This window comes from Mycobacterium sp. NPDC003323 (assembly GCF_053589535.1).
The window spans coordinates 592,295-607,098 of the sequence record NZ_JBSFSB010000001.1; the positions used below are offsets into that span (position 1 = coordinate 592,295).

Consider the following 14,804-nt stretch of genomic DNA (forward strand, 5'->3'; position numbering starts at 1 on the left):
CATGTCCATTTCGCGACAAGGTGGTGCAATGCCGGCGACGATCCCGCAGGATCGACACATGAAACCGATTGCCACGCTCGCGCTCGCCGGCCTCGCCGCGTCCATGGTCTCCGTCTCGGGCGCGCCCGCAGCGTCGGCCGCTCCGCCGTGTTCGGCGAGCAACCTGGCCACCGTGGCCAGCGGCGTGCTGGCCCAGGCGGGCGGCTACCTGGACACGCATCCGTCCGCCAACGATGTGCTGACCGCAGCCGCCAATCAGCCCACCGCGCAGGCCGAGCAGTCGATCCGCGGCTATTTCCTGACCCACCCCGGTGAGTTCCTGGATCTGCAGAACATCGCGCGCCCGCTTATCGACCTGCGCCGGTCCTGCGGGGTGGCGGTGTCGCCCGGCCAGCTGGCCGCGTTGATCGACGCGTTGAGTTAATTCTTGCGATGGGCGCGTAGCAGCGGGCCCAGACCGTCGAGGCGGTCGAACAGGTGCCACACGTAGTTCGAGGTGCCGTCGACCCGGTGCGGGTGCAGATCGGCCAACTCCGGGTCGTCGTTGTAGGCGTCGAATCCTGCCCGGGATTCCCACTGCACCAGGATCATCACCTGACGCGGCGCGATCTCGCCGACGACGGATTCCTGGAATTCGCCGAGGGCCACGACGCTGCCGCCGTGTTTGGCGATCGCCTCCGGGGCCCGGCGCGAGTACGCGAGGTACTCGTCGGCGTCGGCGATGTCGAACAGGTTCAGGGCGTAAACGGGCATGGAACTCCTTCGTGGCTGTTCCAGCACCGTAACGCCCTGCGCTCAGAGCCGGCCGTAGCGGCTGCGCACGAAGCTGTACGCTCCGAAGGCGGCGATGCCCAGGGCGGCGAGGATCAGCAGGAACTTCCCGAACGGGGCCTGCCCCAGGGTCTTGACCGCGGCGTCGAGCCCGGAAGCCTTCGCCGGGTCGGCCTGCAGGGTGGCGATGACGACCAGGATGCCGGCACCGGCCAGCACCAGGCCCTTGGCGGTGTAGCCGGCCACCCCGACGGCGGTGATACCGGAGCCACCGGACACCCGCAGATCCTTGAAGAACTTCTTGGCGACACCCTTGTAGACGTGGTATCCGCCGACCCCGAGCACTCCGAGACCGACCACGATCAACACCGCCTTGCCCCAGCCCGACTGCATCAGCTGCGCCGACAGCCCCGAGTTCTGCTGACCACTGGACTGGCCGGCACCCATCGCAAATCGCAACGCGGAAAACGCCATCGCGATGTTGGCGATCGCCAGGCCGATGGACTTGGCGCGCTTCCAGGCCGGTGAGTCGTCGTTACCGGAGCGCTCGCTGGGCTTGGAGCCGACGACCGCCTCGGCCAGGTGCCACAGGCCAAGGGCGAACAGGCCCAGGGCGGCGATCCACAACATCACCTGGCCACCGGTCTGGGCGGCCAGGGTGGCCAGCGCGCCGGACTGGTCGGCGCTGCCTCCGCTGCCCAGTGCCAGGCGCAGAATGATATGGCCGAGCAGCAGATGAAGCACACCGCTGGCCGCAAAGCCTGCGCGCGCGCCGTACTGGAAGGCGTCGCTGTCGGTGGCCCGGTCCACGGCGCCGTGGACTCCGCTGGCACTCATACTCATGATTTCTCCCGAGGCGGTTGACGTCGATGGGCCCGAATACCACTTTTTGACGTGCGCGAAACCGTGCCACGATCGGCGCCAGGGCCGGCGTGTGACACCACCGGCGGTCGGGTAATCACCGGCGATGCAGACCTTCCTGCCCTACGAGTCGTTCGCCGAGTCCGCCAAGGTGCTCGACGCGCGCCGGCTGGGCAAGCAGCGGGTGGAGACGATCCAGGTCTTGCGCGCGCTCACCGTGCCCGGATACGGATGGCGGCATCACCCCGCCGCGGCGATGTGGGCGGGCTATGAGGAAGCGGTGGTGCGCTACGGACTCGACATCTGCACGGTCTGGGTAGAGCACGGTCACGGTGACAGCTGTGCGTTGACGTTGGTGACCGACCTGCGCGCGGCGATCCGCGTCGCCACCGTACGCACCCAACAGGAACTGGCCGCCGACGGGGATCTGCCGCCCTGGCTGGGGGAGTCGGCGTTTCACCGCAGCCATCAATCGGCGCTGTTACGCAAGGATCCCCAGCATTACGGTCCGCTCTTCCCGGGTGTCGAGGACAACCTGCCCTATGTGTGGCCGACGTCGGATCGGGAGCGGCGCGTTCCGGTCTGAGCCCAGCAGGAGATCGCCGTGCCCGTTGGACTCATCGCTGCGCGCAACCGTTGCGTACCCAGGCAGGCGTGATGATAATCGCGGCCATGAGCCAAGCCGAGCCGTTCCAGACCGACTCCACCGCGGCCCTGTCGGGTCTTGCGCCACAGCTGGAAGAACTGGCCGCCCGGTTGGGCGTCAAGTCGGTTCTGGTGATGCGATCCGAGCCGGATTCGATGGTCGTGGCCGCCACCGCGGGGGAGGCCACCAAGCACTACACCGTCGGCGCGGCGGGCAAGAAGGCCCGCGCGGACGCCGAACGGGCCCCGCTGTACTGCGAACGGGTCGTCGACACCGATGAGACGCTCTTCGTGCGAGATTCGCGAACCGACGCAACCTTCGCCGGTAACGAGGACGAGACCGAGTTCGGGCTGCACAACTATCTCGGCGTGGCGGTCCACGACGCCAAGGGTCAGGTGGTCGGCACCGTCTGCGTGCTCGATGACACCGCACGTGAGTACACCGCGCAGGAGCGCGCCGAACTGGATCGGGTGCGCGCCGAAGTCGAGAAGGTGGTGGCCACCGACAGCGACGCCCTGGGTTAGCCCGGTCGGGTGGTCGGTTGTGGATGAATCGGTGACTGTGGACAACTAGGTCACCGGGCCCGGTGCGTCGGTAGTTTGTCGGAGGCCGGGCGCAGGGTTCGGGTCATGGAAACCTGGACCCGCGCCGAGATCGGTGCACTGGGCGAACAGCTCGCGGTGGATTATCTGGGCACGCTCGGTTTGACCGTGCTGGAACGCAATTGGCGGTGCCGTTACGGCGAGTTGGATGTCATCGCGTTCGACGAGGCGGCTCGGGTGGTGATCTTCGTCGAGGTGAAGGCGCGCACCACCGATCGGTTCGGCGGTGTCGCCTACGCGGTGACCCCTGACAAGGTGCGTCGGCTCCGCCGGTTGGCCGGGCTGTGGCTGGCCGCGCACCCCGGTGGCTATGCGGCGGTGCGCCTGGATGTCATCGGGGTCCGGTTCGGGCGCAGCCGGGAACCGGAACTCAGCCACCTGCAGGCGGTCGGCTGATGGCGCTCGGGCGGGCGTTCGCGGTGGCCATCCGCGGGCTGGACGGCATCACGGTCGAGATCGAGGCCGATATCACCGGGGGACTGCCCGGTGTACATCTGGTCGGGCTACCCGACACCGCGCTGCAGGAGGCCCGCAACCGGGTGCGCGCGGCGATCACCAACTCCGACAACAGTTGGCCCGACACCCGGCTGACCTTGGCGCTCTCACCGGCCACACTGCCCAAGGGCGGCTCGATGTATGACCTGGCGTTGGCGACCGCGGTGTTGTCGGCACATCTGAAGCAGCAGTGGGCGAAGTTGGAGCGGACCGTGCTGCTCGGTGAACTGGCGCTCGACGGGCGGGTGCGCCCGGTCAACGGTGTGCTGCCGGCGGTATTGGCGGCCAAACGCGACGGTTGGCCCGCGGTGGTGGTGCCGGTCGGCAACCTGGCCGAGGCCAGCCTTGTGGACGGTATCGAGGTCTGGGGTGTGGAATCGCTCAAACAACTGCAGTCCTGGTTCGAGGACACGCAGCAGTTGACCGCCCGGATCGAGGATGTGGATGCCGGTGCGCTGCCACCATGTCTGGATCTGGCCGATCTGATCGGGCAGACCGAGGCGCGGATGGCCGTCGAGATCGCCGCGGCAGGCGCGCACCACCTGTTGTTCACCGGTCCGCCCGGTATCGGGAAGACGATGCTGGCGCAACGTCTGCCGGGCTTGTTGCCGATGCTGACGGAGGACGAGTCCATCGAGGTCACCGCGATCCATTCCATCGCCGGCACATTGTCACCGAATACCCCGTTGATCACCCGCCCGCCCTTCATCGCCCCGCACCATTCGTCGACCGTGGCCGCGATGGTGGGTGGTGGGACGGGGCTGGCCCGGCCCGGCGCGGTCAGCCGGGCGCATCGCGGAGTGCTGTTCCTCGATGAATGCGCCGAGATCGGCACGCAGGTGTTGGAGGCGTTGCGAACGCCGTTGGAGGACGGCGAGATCCGGCTCGCCCGTCGCGACGGCGTGGCGCGCTACCCGGCGCGGTTCCAGTTGGTGATGGCCGCAAATCCGTGCCCGTGCGCGCCCACCAATCCGGCGGACTGTCTGTGCAATCCCGGTGCCAAGCGCCGCTATCTGGGGAAATTGTCCGGGCCGCTGATGGATCGAGTGGACCTGAAAGTCGAGATGCACCCGATCCGGTCCGGTGCGTTCACCCACGAGATGGGGGAGCCGACCACCGCGGTGCGGGCCCGGGTCGCCGCGGCCCGGTCGGCGGCGGCCGACAGATGGCAGCGGCTCGGGGTGCGGACGAATGCCGAGGTGCCCGGACCCGCGCTGCGCAACGATTTCCGGCCGGCCAAGGCCTCGATGGCGGTGCTGCGCAAAGCCGTCGACTGCGGCCGCATCAATCTGCGGGGTGCCGACCGCACGCTGCGGATCGCATGGTCGATCGCCGATCTGGCCGGGGCGCAGTCGCCGAGTCCGGACCACGTGGCCACGGCGCTGAGCTTTCGTCAGGGCGGTGTGCGATGACCGACGAGGAGCGACGGGCGTGGGCCTACCTGTCGAGGGTGGCCGAGCCGCCGAACCGCCACCTGGCGGCCCTGGTCGCCGACTGCGGTCCGGTCGAGGCGGCGGCGAAGATTCGCGCAGGCCGGGAACCGGAGGAATTGCGGGAGGCCGTCGCCGCGCGGCGCGAAATCGACCGGGCGGCAGCAGATCTCGATAACCTCGACCGTCGCGGTGGGCGGTTGATCACTCCCGACGACGACGAGTGGCCACACCTGGCCTTCAGCGTGTTCGGCTCCAGCGACGTCACCCAGCGAGCGTCGGGGCGGGCGCCGCTGGTGTTGTGGGCCGTCGGCCCGGCCCGACTCGACGAGGTCGCGGCGCGGTCGGCGGCCATCGTCGGCACCCGGGCGTGCACGGCCTACGGCGAGCATGTGACGACCGATCTCGCCGCGGGACTGGCCGAGCGCGACGTGGCGGTGATATCTGGTGGCGCCTACGGCATCGATGGTGCGGCGCACCGATCCGCGCTGGGCGTCGATGGTGTCACGGTGGCGGTGCTTGCCTGTGGTGTCGACGTCCTCTATCCGGCCGGGCAATCGTCGCTGTTGCACCGGATATCCGGTAGCGGCCTGCTGCTCAGCGAGTATCCGCCGGGGGAGCGGCCGACGCGGTACCGGTTCCTGACCCGGAATCGGTTGGTCGCCGCGCTCGCCGGAGCGACCGTTGTCGTGGAGGCCGGCCTGCGCAGTGGTGCCGCCAACACCGCGGCCTGGGCCAGGGTGATGGGTCGGGTGGTGGGCGCGGTGCCCGGACCGGTCACCTCCGCAGCGTCCGCGGGTTGTCATGTGCTGATCAAGAACAAGGCCGAACTGATCACCCGTGCCGAGGAGATCGTCGAGATCGTGGGCAGGATCGGCGAATTGGCCGACGAGCCCGATCATCCGCGGAAACCGCTGGACGATCTGTCGCGCGAAGAGACGTTGGTCTATGAGGCGCTGCCGGCGCGCGGACTGCGCAGCGTCGAACAGATCGCGGTCGATGCCGGCCTGCCCGCCGAGCAGGTGCTCGGGCCGCTGACGCTGCTGGAGATCGCCGGCCTGGTGGAGCGCCGCGACGGTCACTGGCGGATCGTGCACCCGGTAACCGGAGCCGACCGCGACCCGGCCGATGCTCGTACAGTGGTGACGAGATCAGCTAACGGTATTGCGAGGTAGTGCTATGGCGGGACGTCCCATTCACACATTCGAAGTGATCAGCAAGGAACAGCTGACACCCCACATGATCCGGTTGGTGCTCGGGGGGGTCGGCTTCGACACATTCACCCCAGGTGAGTTCACCGACTCCTACGTCAAGATCGCGATCGTCCCGGCCGATGTCGATGTCACGGCGTTGCCGCATCCGCTGACGCTCGACAGCTTCAACGAGCTGCCCGAAGCCAAGCGTCCGACCGTGCGCACCTACACCGTTCGCAGCGTCGACGATGCCAAGCGGCAGATTGCCATCGACTTCGTCGTGCACGGCGAACAGGGCGTGGCCGGGCCGTGGGCGGCGTCGGCCGAGCCCGGCCAGCCGGTCTATCTGATGGGTCCCGGCGGTGCCTACGCCCCCGATCCCGCCGCGGACTGGCACCTGCTCGCCGGTGACGAGGCCGGCCTGCCCGCGATCAGCGCGGCACTGGAGGCGTTGCCGCCCAACGCAATCGGCAAGGCGTTCATCGAGGTGAGCGGTCCCGACGACGAGGTGGCGCTGACGGCCCCCGACGGTGTCGACGTGCACTGGATCTACCGCGGCGGGCGTGCCGACCTGGTCAGTGAAAGTCAGGCCGGCGATCACGCCCCCCTCATCTCCGCGGTCAAGGAGATGCAATGGCTGCCCGGTCAGGTTCAGGTCTTCGTGCACGGAGAGGCCCAGGCCGTCATGCACAATCTGCGTCCCTACCTGCGCAAGGAGCGCGGCGTGGATGCCAAGTGGGCCTCGATTTCCGGGTACTGGCGCCGCGGACGCACCGAGGAGACCTTCCGGCAGTGGAAATCGGAACTGGCCAAGTCCGAGGCGGGCCAGCCAGACTGACCCCCATGGCATACGGCGACTACCAACTGGAGATCTACCTGCAGGGCCTGGCCGGCGTCGTGCCGTCCTATCCGATGGCCTTCGCCGAACTGGAGGACAGGGCGCAGTCCGCGCTCTCGCCGTCGGTCTGGTCCTATGTGGCCGGCGGGGCGGGTGACGAGCGCACGCAGCGGGTCAACGTCAGTGCCTTCGAGAAGTGGGGTCTGGTCCCGCGGATGGGTGTCGGCGCCACCGAACGCGATCTCAAGGTCGAACTGTTCGGCCTGACCCTGCCGTCGCCGGTGTTCATGGCACCGATCGGCGTCACCGGCATCTGCAGCCAGGACGGCCACGGTGATCTGGCCGCCGCACGCGCCGCCGCCCGCACCGGGGTGCCCATGACGGTGTCGACGCTGACCGCCGATCCGCTGGAGGACGTCGCCGCCGAATTCGGTGACACCCCCGGCTTCTTCCAGCTCTACACCCCCAAGGACCGCGAGCTGGCGGCCAGCCTGGTGGCACGCGTCGAGAAGGCCGGCTACAAGGCCATCATCGTCACGCTGGACACCTGGGTCCCGGGCTGGCGCCCGCGGGATCTCAGCACGTCGAACTTCCCGCAGCTGCGCGGCAAGTGCCTGTCCAACTACACCAGCGACCCGGTCTTCCGCGCGAGCCTGGCCCAGCCGCCCGAGGAGAACCCGCAGGCCGCGATCCTGCAATGGGTGAGCACCTTCGGTCAGCCCGTCACCTGGGACGACCTCACCTGGCTGCGCTCGCAGACCGAACTACCGCTGCTGGTGAAGGGCATCCAGCACCCCGATGACGTGCGGCGCGCCCGCGACGTCGGCGTCGACGGCATCTACTGCTCCAATCACGGCGGTCGCCAAGCCAACGGCGGACTGCCCGCCATCGACTGCCTGCCCGAGGTCGTGCACGCCGCCGACGGATTGCCGGTGCTGTTCGACTCCGGGGTGCGCAGCGGCGCCGACATCGTCAAGGCGCTCGCCCTGGGCGCCACCGCGGTCGGGGTCGGGCGCCCCTACGTCTACGGTCTGGCTCTCGGCGGCACCGACGGGGTGGTGCATGTACTGCGGTCGCTGCTGGCCGAGGCGGACCTGATCATGGCCATCGACGGTTATCCGAGCCTGGCCGATCTCACCCCGGACACGTTGCGGCGCGTCACCTAGACAGTCCGCGCGGATCTGCGACGGTGGTGCGGTGAGTGATCCGGCCATCGAGACCCTCCTTGAGGAATTCGACGAGTATTTGGCGCTGCAGCGGGGGCGCTCGGCGCACACCCGCCGCGCCTATCTGGGGGATCTGCGCTCGCTGTTCGACTTCACCGGTGGTGGGCTGACCACGCTGACGTTGCCGCGGCTGCGGTCGTGGCTGGCGGCGCAGGCCGGCGCCGGCGCGGCCCGCAGCACGCTGGCCCGGCGCACCTCGGCGGTCAAGACGTTCACGGCCTGGGCGCTGCACCGCGGGCTGTTGAGCACCGATCCCGCGGTGCGGTTGCAGACGCCCAAGTCGCACCGGGTGCTGCCCGCGGTGCTGCGCCGCGACCAGGCCCTCGATGCCATGGACGCGTTGGATTCCGGTGCACAGCAAGGTGATCCGCTGGCTTTGCGGGACCGGTTGATCGTGGAGCTGCTGTATGCGACCGGTATCCGGGTCAGCGAGCTGTGCGGATTGGACATCGACGATGTCGACGTGCCGCGGCGGGTGCTCCGGGTTTTGGGCAAAGGCAACAAGCAGCGCACCGTGCCCTACGGCGAACCCGCCGAGGACGCGCTGGCCGCCTGGCTGAAATCCGGTCGCCCCGCGTTGGCGACATCGCGTTCCGGGCCGGCGCTGCTGCTCGGTGCCCGCGGTGGACGGCTGGACCAGCGCCAGGCCCGCACCGTGGTGCACCAGACGATGGCCGCCGTGGACGGTGCCCCCGATATCGGTCCGCACGGTCTGCGGCACAGCGCGGCCACGCACCTGCTCGAGGGTGGGGCGGACCTGCGCGTCGTCCAGGAGTTGTTGGGGCATTCGACGCTGGCGACCACCCAGCTGTACACCCACGTCTCGGTGGCGCGGCTGCGCGCCGTGCACGATCAGGCTCACCCGCGGGCGTGACCGGCGTGATTTCGGTGAGGAAACGTGCGGTGTGCGCACGCATCCTCACCGAAATCGCAGGAGCGGTTTGAGCACGATCGGGGTTGAGGCGAGCAGGCCCAACGGGTCGACGTAGTCGGCCCGCGACGCCGGGCCCCACATGGCGCCCCAGTGCAGGCAGGCCGGCACCGGGCAGCCGGCATGCCCGGCCACCAGCTCACCGAGCGCGGTGCCGGTCTGCACCCGCTGCCCGGCGCGAACCGCGGCGCGCACCGGCTCATAGCTGGTGCGCAACCCGCCGGGGTGCTGCACCGAGATCAGGGGCCGCCCGGCCAGTTCACCGGCGAACACCACCACACCGTCGGCAGCGGCATACACCGGCTGGCCGGCGACCCCGGCCAGGTCCACACCGCGGTGGCCGCGCTGCCAGTTCGGTTCGGGCCCGTCGAAGGTCCGGGTCACCGGGGGATCGGGCCGCAGCGGCCAGCGCAGCCGGACCGCGTCGGCGCCCGCCGGTGCCGCGACCAGCACAGCGACGGTGACCAGGACCGCGACAATGCGCATCACCCCAGTTCAGCGCTTCGGAGCCGGCAACGGAAGCCGCCGCGACGAGGATTGTGGACGAACCGGGATTTGTGCAGAACCGCGTGGTAAAAGCACCTGTGTCCACGGTGTAAACTGCTATCCGCAGCTCACTTCCGTGGGCTGACTTCGCGCGTCTGCACGGCAGCCCGTATCTCAGGTTGTCACCAGCATGCCGGGCGGTCCCGACCGGGGAACCGGACGGGTCCGGCAGCAGCAGTCGCCAGGGTCCGGTCTCACCCGATTCCGGACGACAACCGACGAATGAAAGCAAGGCACAGCCATGGCTGTTGTAACCATGAAGCAGCTGCTCGACAGCGGCACCCACTTCGGGCATCAGACCCGCCGCTGGAACCCCAAGATGAAGCGGTTCATCTTCACCGACCGCAACGGCATCTACATCATCGATCTGCAGCAGACGCTGACCTACATCGACAAGGCCTACGAGTTCGTGAAGGAGACCGTCGCGCACGGCGGTTCCATCATGTTCGTCGGCACCAAGAAGCAGGCTCAGGAATCCATCGCCGATGAGGCGACCCGGGTCGGCATGCCGTTCGTGAACCAGCGCTGGCTGGGTGGCATGCTCACCAACTTCTCCACCGTGCACAAGCGCCTGCAGCGCCTCAAGGAGCTCGAGGCCATGGAGCAGACCGGTGGCTTCGAGGGTCGCACCAAGAAGGAAATCCTCATGCTGACGCGTGAGAAGAACAAGCTGGAGCGCAGCCTCGGCGGTATCCGGGACATGCAGAAGGTGCCCTCGGCCATCTGGGTCGTCGACACCAACAAGGAGCACCTCGCCGTCGCAGAGGCTCGCAAGCTGAACATCCCGGTCATCGCGATCCTGGACACCAACTGCGATCCCGACCTGGTCGACTACCCGATCCCGGGTAACGACGACGCCATCCGTTCGGCCGCACTGCTGACCAAGGTGATCGCCTCCGCGGTCGCCGAGGGCCTGCAGGCCCGTTCGGGTGCCGGCAAGACCGAGGCAGCCGAGGCCGCCGAGCCGCTCGCCGAGTGGGAGCAGGAACTGCTGGCCGGTGCCACCACCGGTACCGCGGACGGCGCTGCAGCTGCCGAGAACACCACCGACGCTTCTTAATTCCAGGAGAACGCTTCATATGGCTAACTACACCGCTGCCGACGTCAAGCGACTGCGGGAGCTGACCGGCGCAGGCATGATGGACTGCAAGAACGCGCTGGCCGAATCGGACGGCGATTTCGACAAGGCCGTCGAGCTGCTGCGCATCAAGGGTGCCAAGGATGTCGGTAAGCGCGCCGAGCGCGCCACCGCCGAGGGCCTGGTGGCCGCCAAGGACGGCGTGCTGATCGAGCTCAACTCCGAGACCGACTTCGTCGCCAAGAACGCCGAGTTCCAGGGGCTGGCCGATGCGATCGTGGCCGCGGCACTGGAGGCCAAGGCCAACGACGTCGAGGCGCTCAACGCCGCCAAGCTGGGCGATTCGACCGTCGAGCAGGCCGTCGCCGACCTGTCGGCCAAGATCGGCGAGAAGCTCGTGCTGCGCCGCGTCGCCTACTTCGACGGCCAGGTCTCGACCTACCTGCACAAGCGCGCCGCGGATCTGCCGCCGGCCGTGGGCGTGCTGGTCGAGTACACCGGCGACGACAAGAGCGCCGCGCACGCGGTCGCACTGCAGATCGCCGCGCTGAAGGCCAAGTACCTCACCCGTGAGGACGTGCCGGAGGACATCGTCGCCAACGAGCGTCGCATCGCCGAGGAGACCGCCAAGGCCGAGGGCAAGCCCGAGCAGGCGCTGCCCAAGATCGTGGAGGGTCGCGTGACCGGCTTCTACAAGGATGTCGTGCTGCTGGATCAGCCGTCGGTGTCCGACAACAAGAAGACCGTCAAGGCGCTGCTCGACGAGGCCGGTGTGACCGTGACCCGGTTCGTCCGTTTCGAGGTCGGCCAGGCCTAGCCCACACCACCGAAGAGCCCCGCATCGCCTCTTGCGATGCGGGGCTTTTTGCGCGGCGAAAACGCCGCCACCAGGTGGTACGTGCTGGTACCGTCGGGCCATGGCACGTATCCACGCTTTCGGTGACGACGCTCTGGCAGACCTCGACGCGGTGGGTATGGCCGCCGCGCTGCGCGCCGGCGCCGTCTCACGCGCCGAGTTGATCGACGCCGCGATCGCCCGCGCCGAGAAGGTCGACCCGCAGCTGAACGCGCTGGCATACCGGGCCTTCGACCGGGCCCGCACCGCGCACGACCGCGGCGGGTTCTTCGCCGGGGTGCCGACGTTCGTCAAGGACAACGCCGACGTCGCGGGCATGCCGACAATGGACGGCACCGACGCGTGGATCCCGCGCCCGGCACCGAGCAACGGCGACTTCGCGCGCGCCTATCTGGGCACCGGACTGGTCGCGCTCGGCAAGACCCAGCTCTCGGAGTTCGGGTTCAGTGCGTCGGCCGAGCATCCCCGGCTGGGGGCGGTGCGTAACCCATGGAATTCCGACTACACCGCGGGGGCGTCCTCGTCGGGATCAGGTGCGTTCGTGGCGGCCGGTGTGGTGCCGCTCGCGCACGCCAATGACGGCGGCGGCTCGATCCGCATCCCGGCCGCCTGCAACGGGCTGGTCGGGCTGAAGCCGACCCGCGGTCGGTTGCCTTTGGACAGGCAGATGCGCCAGATGCCGCTACGCATCGTGGCCAACGGCGTGGTGACCCGATCGGTGCGCGACACCGCGGCCTTCTACCGGGAGATGGAGTTGCTCTACCGCAACCCGAAGCTGCCGGCCATCGGCAATGTGACCGGCCCGGGAACGCGCCGGCTGCATATCGCCGTCACCACGGAATCGATTGCGCGCGAGGCCAGTTCGGAAGTCTGCGAGGCGACCATGAAAACCGCGGCGCTGCTGGAGGGCCTCGGGCACCGGGTCAGCGTGATCAGCAATCCGATCCCGGCGTCGTTCATGAACGATTTCCTGCGGTACTGGTCGCTGCTGGCCTATGCGCTGGTGCGCGGTGGCAAGCGGACCTTCGGTCCGAGCTTCGACCGGGACCGGCTGGACAATTTGACCCGCGGACTGGAGCAACTGGCCGGGCGCAACCTGCACCGCATGCCAATGATAATCGCGCGCTTGTCGCGCATCCGCCGGATCACCGCGCGGCTGGCCCACACCTACGACGTGCTGCTCATGCCGACACTGGCCGACACCACGCCACGGATCGGGCATCTCGACCCGACCGCGGACTACCAACAGATCATCGACCGGCTGATCGACTGGGTGGCGTTCACGCCGTTGCAGAACGTCACCGGCGACCCGGCGATCTCGTTGCCGCTCAGTCGTTCTGCGGACGGTATGCCGATCGGTGCAATGTTCGCGGCGGCACCGGGCAACGAGCGCACGCTGTTGGAACTGGCTTTCGAACTCGAGCAGGCCAGTCCCTTCGCACGCATCCAGGACTGAAACTCGACGAAATCCGTTGCGGCCAAGACATGTTGTCGTAATCGCAAACGGAGCCGCGTAACGCTGCCGATACGAGAAGTCGCGTTCGACGAAACACGGTGCGCTCAACATTCTCTGCGTGGAGCCCCTCGCACCCACAATCGTTCGGTCACCGGAGATCGCCCGCACATCGGGAAACACCTTCGGGTGCCTTGTCCGATTCGCGGTCGCGAACATCCGACGACGCCCGGAACGCTTTGTGCTCGCTGTCCTCGGTATCGCATTGGCGATCGCCTGTGTCACCGTCGTGCGCACCATATCGGCGAGTTTCGCGATAACCGGCGCGGATTCGGTCACCGACGTCCTCGGTGACGCCCAGCTGTGGGTGGTGCCCGCCGCCGGTGTGCACTTCGAACCCGATGCCGAGGCGCTGATCGCCGACGGTCCCGCACCCACCTTCGCCGCACCGACCGGATGGACCGCGGTACGCACGCTGTCGGGCACGACCACCGTCGACGGCGCCACCGTATCGCTGCGCGGCGCCGACACCGCGACCACCGGTCAGGCAGCAGTCGGTGCGGCGGCGGCCGACCGGCTGGGCATCACCGCCGGCGCCGTCATCGAGATCGCCGGGCAACCGCTCACCGCCGCGATCGAGGGAACCGGTCAATCCATCACCGTGTCAACCGATCTGGCCCGATCGCTGGTCGGGGAGAACGGCTGGTGGACGGTGTCGGCCCCGCCCGGTGAGGAACACCGACGTGACCTGGCCAAGGAGTTCGGCGCGGCCACCGGCCTGCCGGCGACGGCCGATCCGTCGGTACAACCCGAGGCTGCCGGCCCCGGCCTGATCTACGACACGGTCGGCGGATCGGGACCGCTGACCTTCGACCAGAAGTTCTCCGCGCTGTTCTCCGGCAAGGTCACCAGTTCCACACTCGGGGTCATCTCGACCATCGGCCTGATCCTCGGATTCGTCATTGCGGTGTCGTCCTTCCTGGCGGCGGTCGCCGAGCGTAAGCGTGAGTTCGGCATCATGAGCAGCATCGGGTTGGCCGACGAGGTGCTGTACTTCTTCCTCGTCGAATCGGGCATCGCCTTCCTGACCGCCTATATCGTCGGCGTGCTGGCTGCGGGAGCCGCAGTGGCCCTGGTGATTCCGCAGATCGCCACGTTGACCGCGTGGGCGCAGGCCGCCGGGATGGTCGCCGCATTCATCCCCGCCATGGCCATCGTCGGTGCGCTGGTGCCGGTGCACCGACTGTTGCAGCGGCGGCCGGTCGACCTGCTGGGAGACCGATGAGCGCCTGCGCGAAGAGGAGAAGACCCCGATGAGATACGGTCTGAGCTACGGCTGGCTGTCCGCGCGGCGCCGCCTGCGCGAGATGATCCTGCCCGCCGTCACCACCGCCACCGGTGCCTTCCTGGTGGTCATCGTCTTCGGCATGTCCGAGGGCATCCACGCCCAGTCCGCGGCGCTGGGCAACGCCGACGAGATCGGCGCGGCGGTCGTGCTGATCGCGGTGACCGTCCTGCTGGTCGGTGTGGTCGAGGTGGCCGTCGCCACCACCCGTACCGTGGCCACCCGCACCCGTGAACTGGGTGTGCTGGGCGCCAATGGAATTCGTCGCGGCCCGGTGGTCGCCGCGCTACTGGTCGAACCGGTGCTGGCCGCCGTCCTCGGCGCGGTCGGCGGCGCGGCACTGGCCGCGGTCGCCGGCGCCGTCTTGGGTGTCGTCGGACTCGCACCGACCGGTGTCGACCCGGCCGGGCTGGCCGCGGGTGCCGCCGTCGCGGTGCTCGTCAGCATCGTCGCGGCCCTGGCCACCAGCATCGTCCCCAGTTGGAATGCCGCCTCGCGGCCCCCGATCCGATCACTGAGCAGCGGAGGATAAC

At 68.6% G+C, this 14,804-nt stretch carries 17 protein-coding genes; 14 read left to right on the plus strand and 3 right to left on the minus strand.

Translation table 11 applies throughout. The features are described 5' to 3' along the window. Positions 1 to 58: 58 nt before the first annotated feature. A complete protein-coding gene (locus ACWDUN_RS02550) occupies positions 59 to 424 on the plus strand; it encodes a heme-binding protein (RefSeq protein WP_449924137.1) in 366 nt (121 codons plus the stop codon). On the opposite strand, the gene ACWDUN_RS02555 is transcribed toward ACWDUN_RS02550, so the two are convergent. Continuing rightward, positions 421 to 753: a DUF1330 domain-containing protein gene (locus ACWDUN_RS02555; RefSeq protein ID WP_449924140.1), complete on the minus strand. Its 333-nt coding sequence runs from the start codon at positions 751 to 753 to the stop codon at positions 421 to 423. The two genes, ACWDUN_RS02550 and ACWDUN_RS02555, sit on opposite strands and share 4 nt — an antisense overlap. A gap of 42 nt (positions 754 to 795) precedes the next feature. Continuing rightward, positions 796 to 1,614, minus strand: a complete 819-nt coding sequence (locus tag ACWDUN_RS02560) for a DUF1206 domain-containing protein (protein WP_449924143.1) — start codon at positions 1,612 to 1,614, stop codon at positions 796 to 798. Between the two features lie 124 nt (positions 1,615 to 1,738). On the opposite strand from ACWDUN_RS02560, the gene ACWDUN_RS02565 reads away from it, so the two are divergent. The 8 genes from ACWDUN_RS02565 to ACWDUN_RS02600 all read left to right on the plus strand — a co-directional run bounded on the left by ACWDUN_RS02565 (position 1,739) and on the right by ACWDUN_RS02600 (position 8,936). Further along, the gene (locus ACWDUN_RS02565; RefSeq protein ID WP_449924146.1) at positions 1,739 to 2,218 is read left to right on the plus strand and encodes an MSMEG_6728 family protein; all 480 of its coding nucleotides are present in this window, start codon (positions 1,739 to 1,741) and stop codon (positions 2,216 to 2,218) included. An 86-nt stretch (positions 2,219 to 2,304) separates the two neighbouring features. Further along, a complete protein-coding gene (locus tag ACWDUN_RS02570; protein WP_449924148.1) occupies positions 2,305 to 2,802 on the plus strand; it encodes a GAF domain-containing protein in 498 nt (165 codons plus the stop codon). Between the two features lie 105 nt (positions 2,803 to 2,907). Next, positions 2,908 to 3,276 carry a YraN family protein gene (locus tag ACWDUN_RS02575; protein ID WP_449924151.1) on the plus strand — a complete coding sequence of 123 codons (369 nt, stop codon included), beginning with the start codon at positions 2,908 to 2,910 and terminating at the stop codon, positions 3,274 to 3,276. Next, positions 3,276 to 4,787 (plus strand): YifB family Mg chelatase-like AAA ATPase, encoded by a 1,512-nt coding sequence (locus ACWDUN_RS02580; RefSeq protein WP_449924153.1) that lies wholly within the window; start codon positions 3,276 to 3,278, stop codon positions 4,785 to 4,787. The genes ACWDUN_RS02575 and ACWDUN_RS02580 overlap by 1 nt, the downstream gene beginning before the upstream one ends. After that, complete coding sequence (dprA, locus tag ACWDUN_RS02585) at positions 4,784 to 5,980, plus strand: DNA-processing protein DprA (RefSeq protein WP_449924155.1); 1,197 nt, start codon at positions 4,784 to 4,786, stop codon at positions 5,978 to 5,980. Before ACWDUN_RS02580 ends, dprA begins: the two co-directional genes overlap by 4 nt. Positions 5,981 to 5,984: 4 nt before the next feature. Continuing rightward, entirely contained in the window at positions 5,985 to 6,836 is an 852-nt protein-coding gene (locus ACWDUN_RS02590) for a siderophore-interacting protein (RefSeq protein WP_449924158.1), read from the plus strand. A gap of 5 nt (positions 6,837 to 6,841) precedes the next feature. Further along, positions 6,842 to 8,002 (plus strand): alpha-hydroxy-acid oxidizing protein, encoded by a 1,161-nt coding sequence (locus tag ACWDUN_RS02595; RefSeq protein ID WP_449924161.1) that lies wholly within the window; start codon positions 6,842 to 6,844, stop codon positions 8,000 to 8,002. 46 nt (positions 8,003 to 8,048) lie between these two features. Continuing rightward, the gene (locus ACWDUN_RS02600; RefSeq protein ID WP_449926185.1) at positions 8,049 to 8,936 is read left to right on the plus strand and encodes a tyrosine recombinase XerC; all 888 of its coding nucleotides are present in this window, start codon (positions 8,049 to 8,051) and stop codon (positions 8,934 to 8,936) included. Positions 8,937 to 8,981: 45 nt separating this feature from the next. Here ACWDUN_RS02600 and ACWDUN_RS02605 read toward each other — a convergent pair whose 3' ends face one another. Then, on the minus strand, positions 8,982 to 9,479 hold the full coding sequence (locus ACWDUN_RS02605) for a M23 family metallopeptidase (RefSeq protein ID WP_449924164.1): 498 nt from the start codon (positions 9,477 to 9,479) through the stop codon (positions 8,982 to 8,984). A gap of 301 nt (positions 9,480 to 9,780) precedes the next feature. On the opposite strand from ACWDUN_RS02605, the gene rpsB reads away from it, so the two are divergent. The 5 genes from rpsB (at position 9,781) to ACWDUN_RS02630 (ending at position 14,803) form a co-directional block, all read left to right on the plus strand. Further along, positions 9,781 to 10,599: a 30S ribosomal protein S2 gene (gene rpsB / locus ACWDUN_RS02610; protein ID WP_449924166.1), complete on the plus strand. Its 819-nt coding sequence runs from the start codon at positions 9,781 to 9,783 to the stop codon at positions 10,597 to 10,599. A 19-nt stretch (positions 10,600 to 10,618) separates the two neighbouring features. Continuing rightward, the gene (gene tsf, locus ACWDUN_RS02615; protein ID WP_449924169.1) at positions 10,619 to 11,434 is read left to right on the plus strand and encodes a translation elongation factor Ts; all 816 of its coding nucleotides are present in this window, start codon (positions 10,619 to 10,621) and stop codon (positions 11,432 to 11,434) included. 100 nt (positions 11,435 to 11,534) lie between these two features. Beyond that, entirely contained in the window at positions 11,535 to 12,929 is a 1,395-nt protein-coding gene (locus ACWDUN_RS02620; protein WP_449924172.1) for an amidase, read from the plus strand. Positions 12,930 to 13,038: 109 nt separating this feature from the next. After that, positions 13,039 to 14,211, plus strand: a complete 1,173-nt coding sequence (locus ACWDUN_RS02625) for an FtsX-like permease family protein (protein ID WP_449926188.1) — start codon at positions 13,039 to 13,041, stop codon at positions 14,209 to 14,211. A 28-nt stretch (positions 14,212 to 14,239) separates the two neighbouring features. Next, entirely contained in the window at positions 14,240 to 14,803 is a 564-nt protein-coding gene (locus ACWDUN_RS02630) for an FtsX-like permease family protein (RefSeq protein WP_449924174.1), read from the plus strand. Position 14,804: the final 1 nt, after the last annotated feature.

Excerpts from the sequence above, each read along its gene's own strand:
- ACWDUN_RS02550 (WP_449924137.1), top strand. The coding sequence starts at position 59 with ATGAAACCGATTGCCACGCTCGCGCTCGCCGGCCTCGCCGCGTCCATG.
- ACWDUN_RS02555 (WP_449924140.1), bottom strand. The coding sequence starts at position 753 with ATGCCCGTTTACGCCCTGAACCTGTTCGACATCGCCGACGCCGACGAG.
- ACWDUN_RS02560 (WP_449924143.1), bottom strand. The coding sequence starts at position 1,614 with ATGAGTATGAGTGCCAGCGGAGTCCACGGCGCCGTGGACCGGGCCACC.
- ACWDUN_RS02565 (WP_449924146.1), top strand. The coding sequence starts at position 1,739 with ATGCAGACCTTCCTGCCCTACGAGTCGTTCGCCGAGTCCGCCAAGGTG.
- ACWDUN_RS02570 (WP_449924148.1), top strand. The coding sequence starts at position 2,305 with ATGAGCCAAGCCGAGCCGTTCCAGACCGACTCCACCGCGGCCCTGTCG.
- ACWDUN_RS02575 (WP_449924151.1), top strand. The coding sequence starts at position 2,908 with ATGGAAACCTGGACCCGCGCCGAGATCGGTGCACTGGGCGAACAGCTC.
- ACWDUN_RS02580 (WP_449924153.1), top strand. The coding sequence starts at position 3,276 with ATGGCGCTCGGGCGGGCGTTCGCGGTGGCCATCCGCGGGCTGGACGGC.
- dprA (WP_449924155.1), top strand. The coding sequence starts at position 4,784 with ATGACCGACGAGGAGCGACGGGCGTGGGCCTACCTGTCGAGGGTGGCC.
- ACWDUN_RS02590 (WP_449924158.1), top strand. The coding sequence starts at position 5,985 with ATGGCGGGACGTCCCATTCACACATTCGAAGTGATCAGCAAGGAACAG.
- ACWDUN_RS02595 (WP_449924161.1), top strand. The coding sequence starts at position 6,842 with ATGGCATACGGCGACTACCAACTGGAGATCTACCTGCAGGGCCTGGCC.
- ACWDUN_RS02605 (WP_449924164.1), bottom strand. The coding sequence starts at position 9,479 with ATGCGCATTGTCGCGGTCCTGGTCACCGTCGCTGTGCTGGTCGCGGCA.
- rpsB (WP_449924166.1), top strand. The coding sequence starts at position 9,781 with ATGGCTGTTGTAACCATGAAGCAGCTGCTCGACAGCGGCACCCACTTC.
- tsf (WP_449924169.1), top strand. The coding sequence starts at position 10,619 with ATGGCTAACTACACCGCTGCCGACGTCAAGCGACTGCGGGAGCTGACC.
- ACWDUN_RS02620 (WP_449924172.1), top strand. The coding sequence starts at position 11,535 with ATGGCACGTATCCACGCTTTCGGTGACGACGCTCTGGCAGACCTCGAC.
- ACWDUN_RS02630 (WP_449924174.1), top strand. The coding sequence starts at position 14,240 with ATGAGATACGGTCTGAGCTACGGCTGGCTGTCCGCGCGGCGCCGCCTG.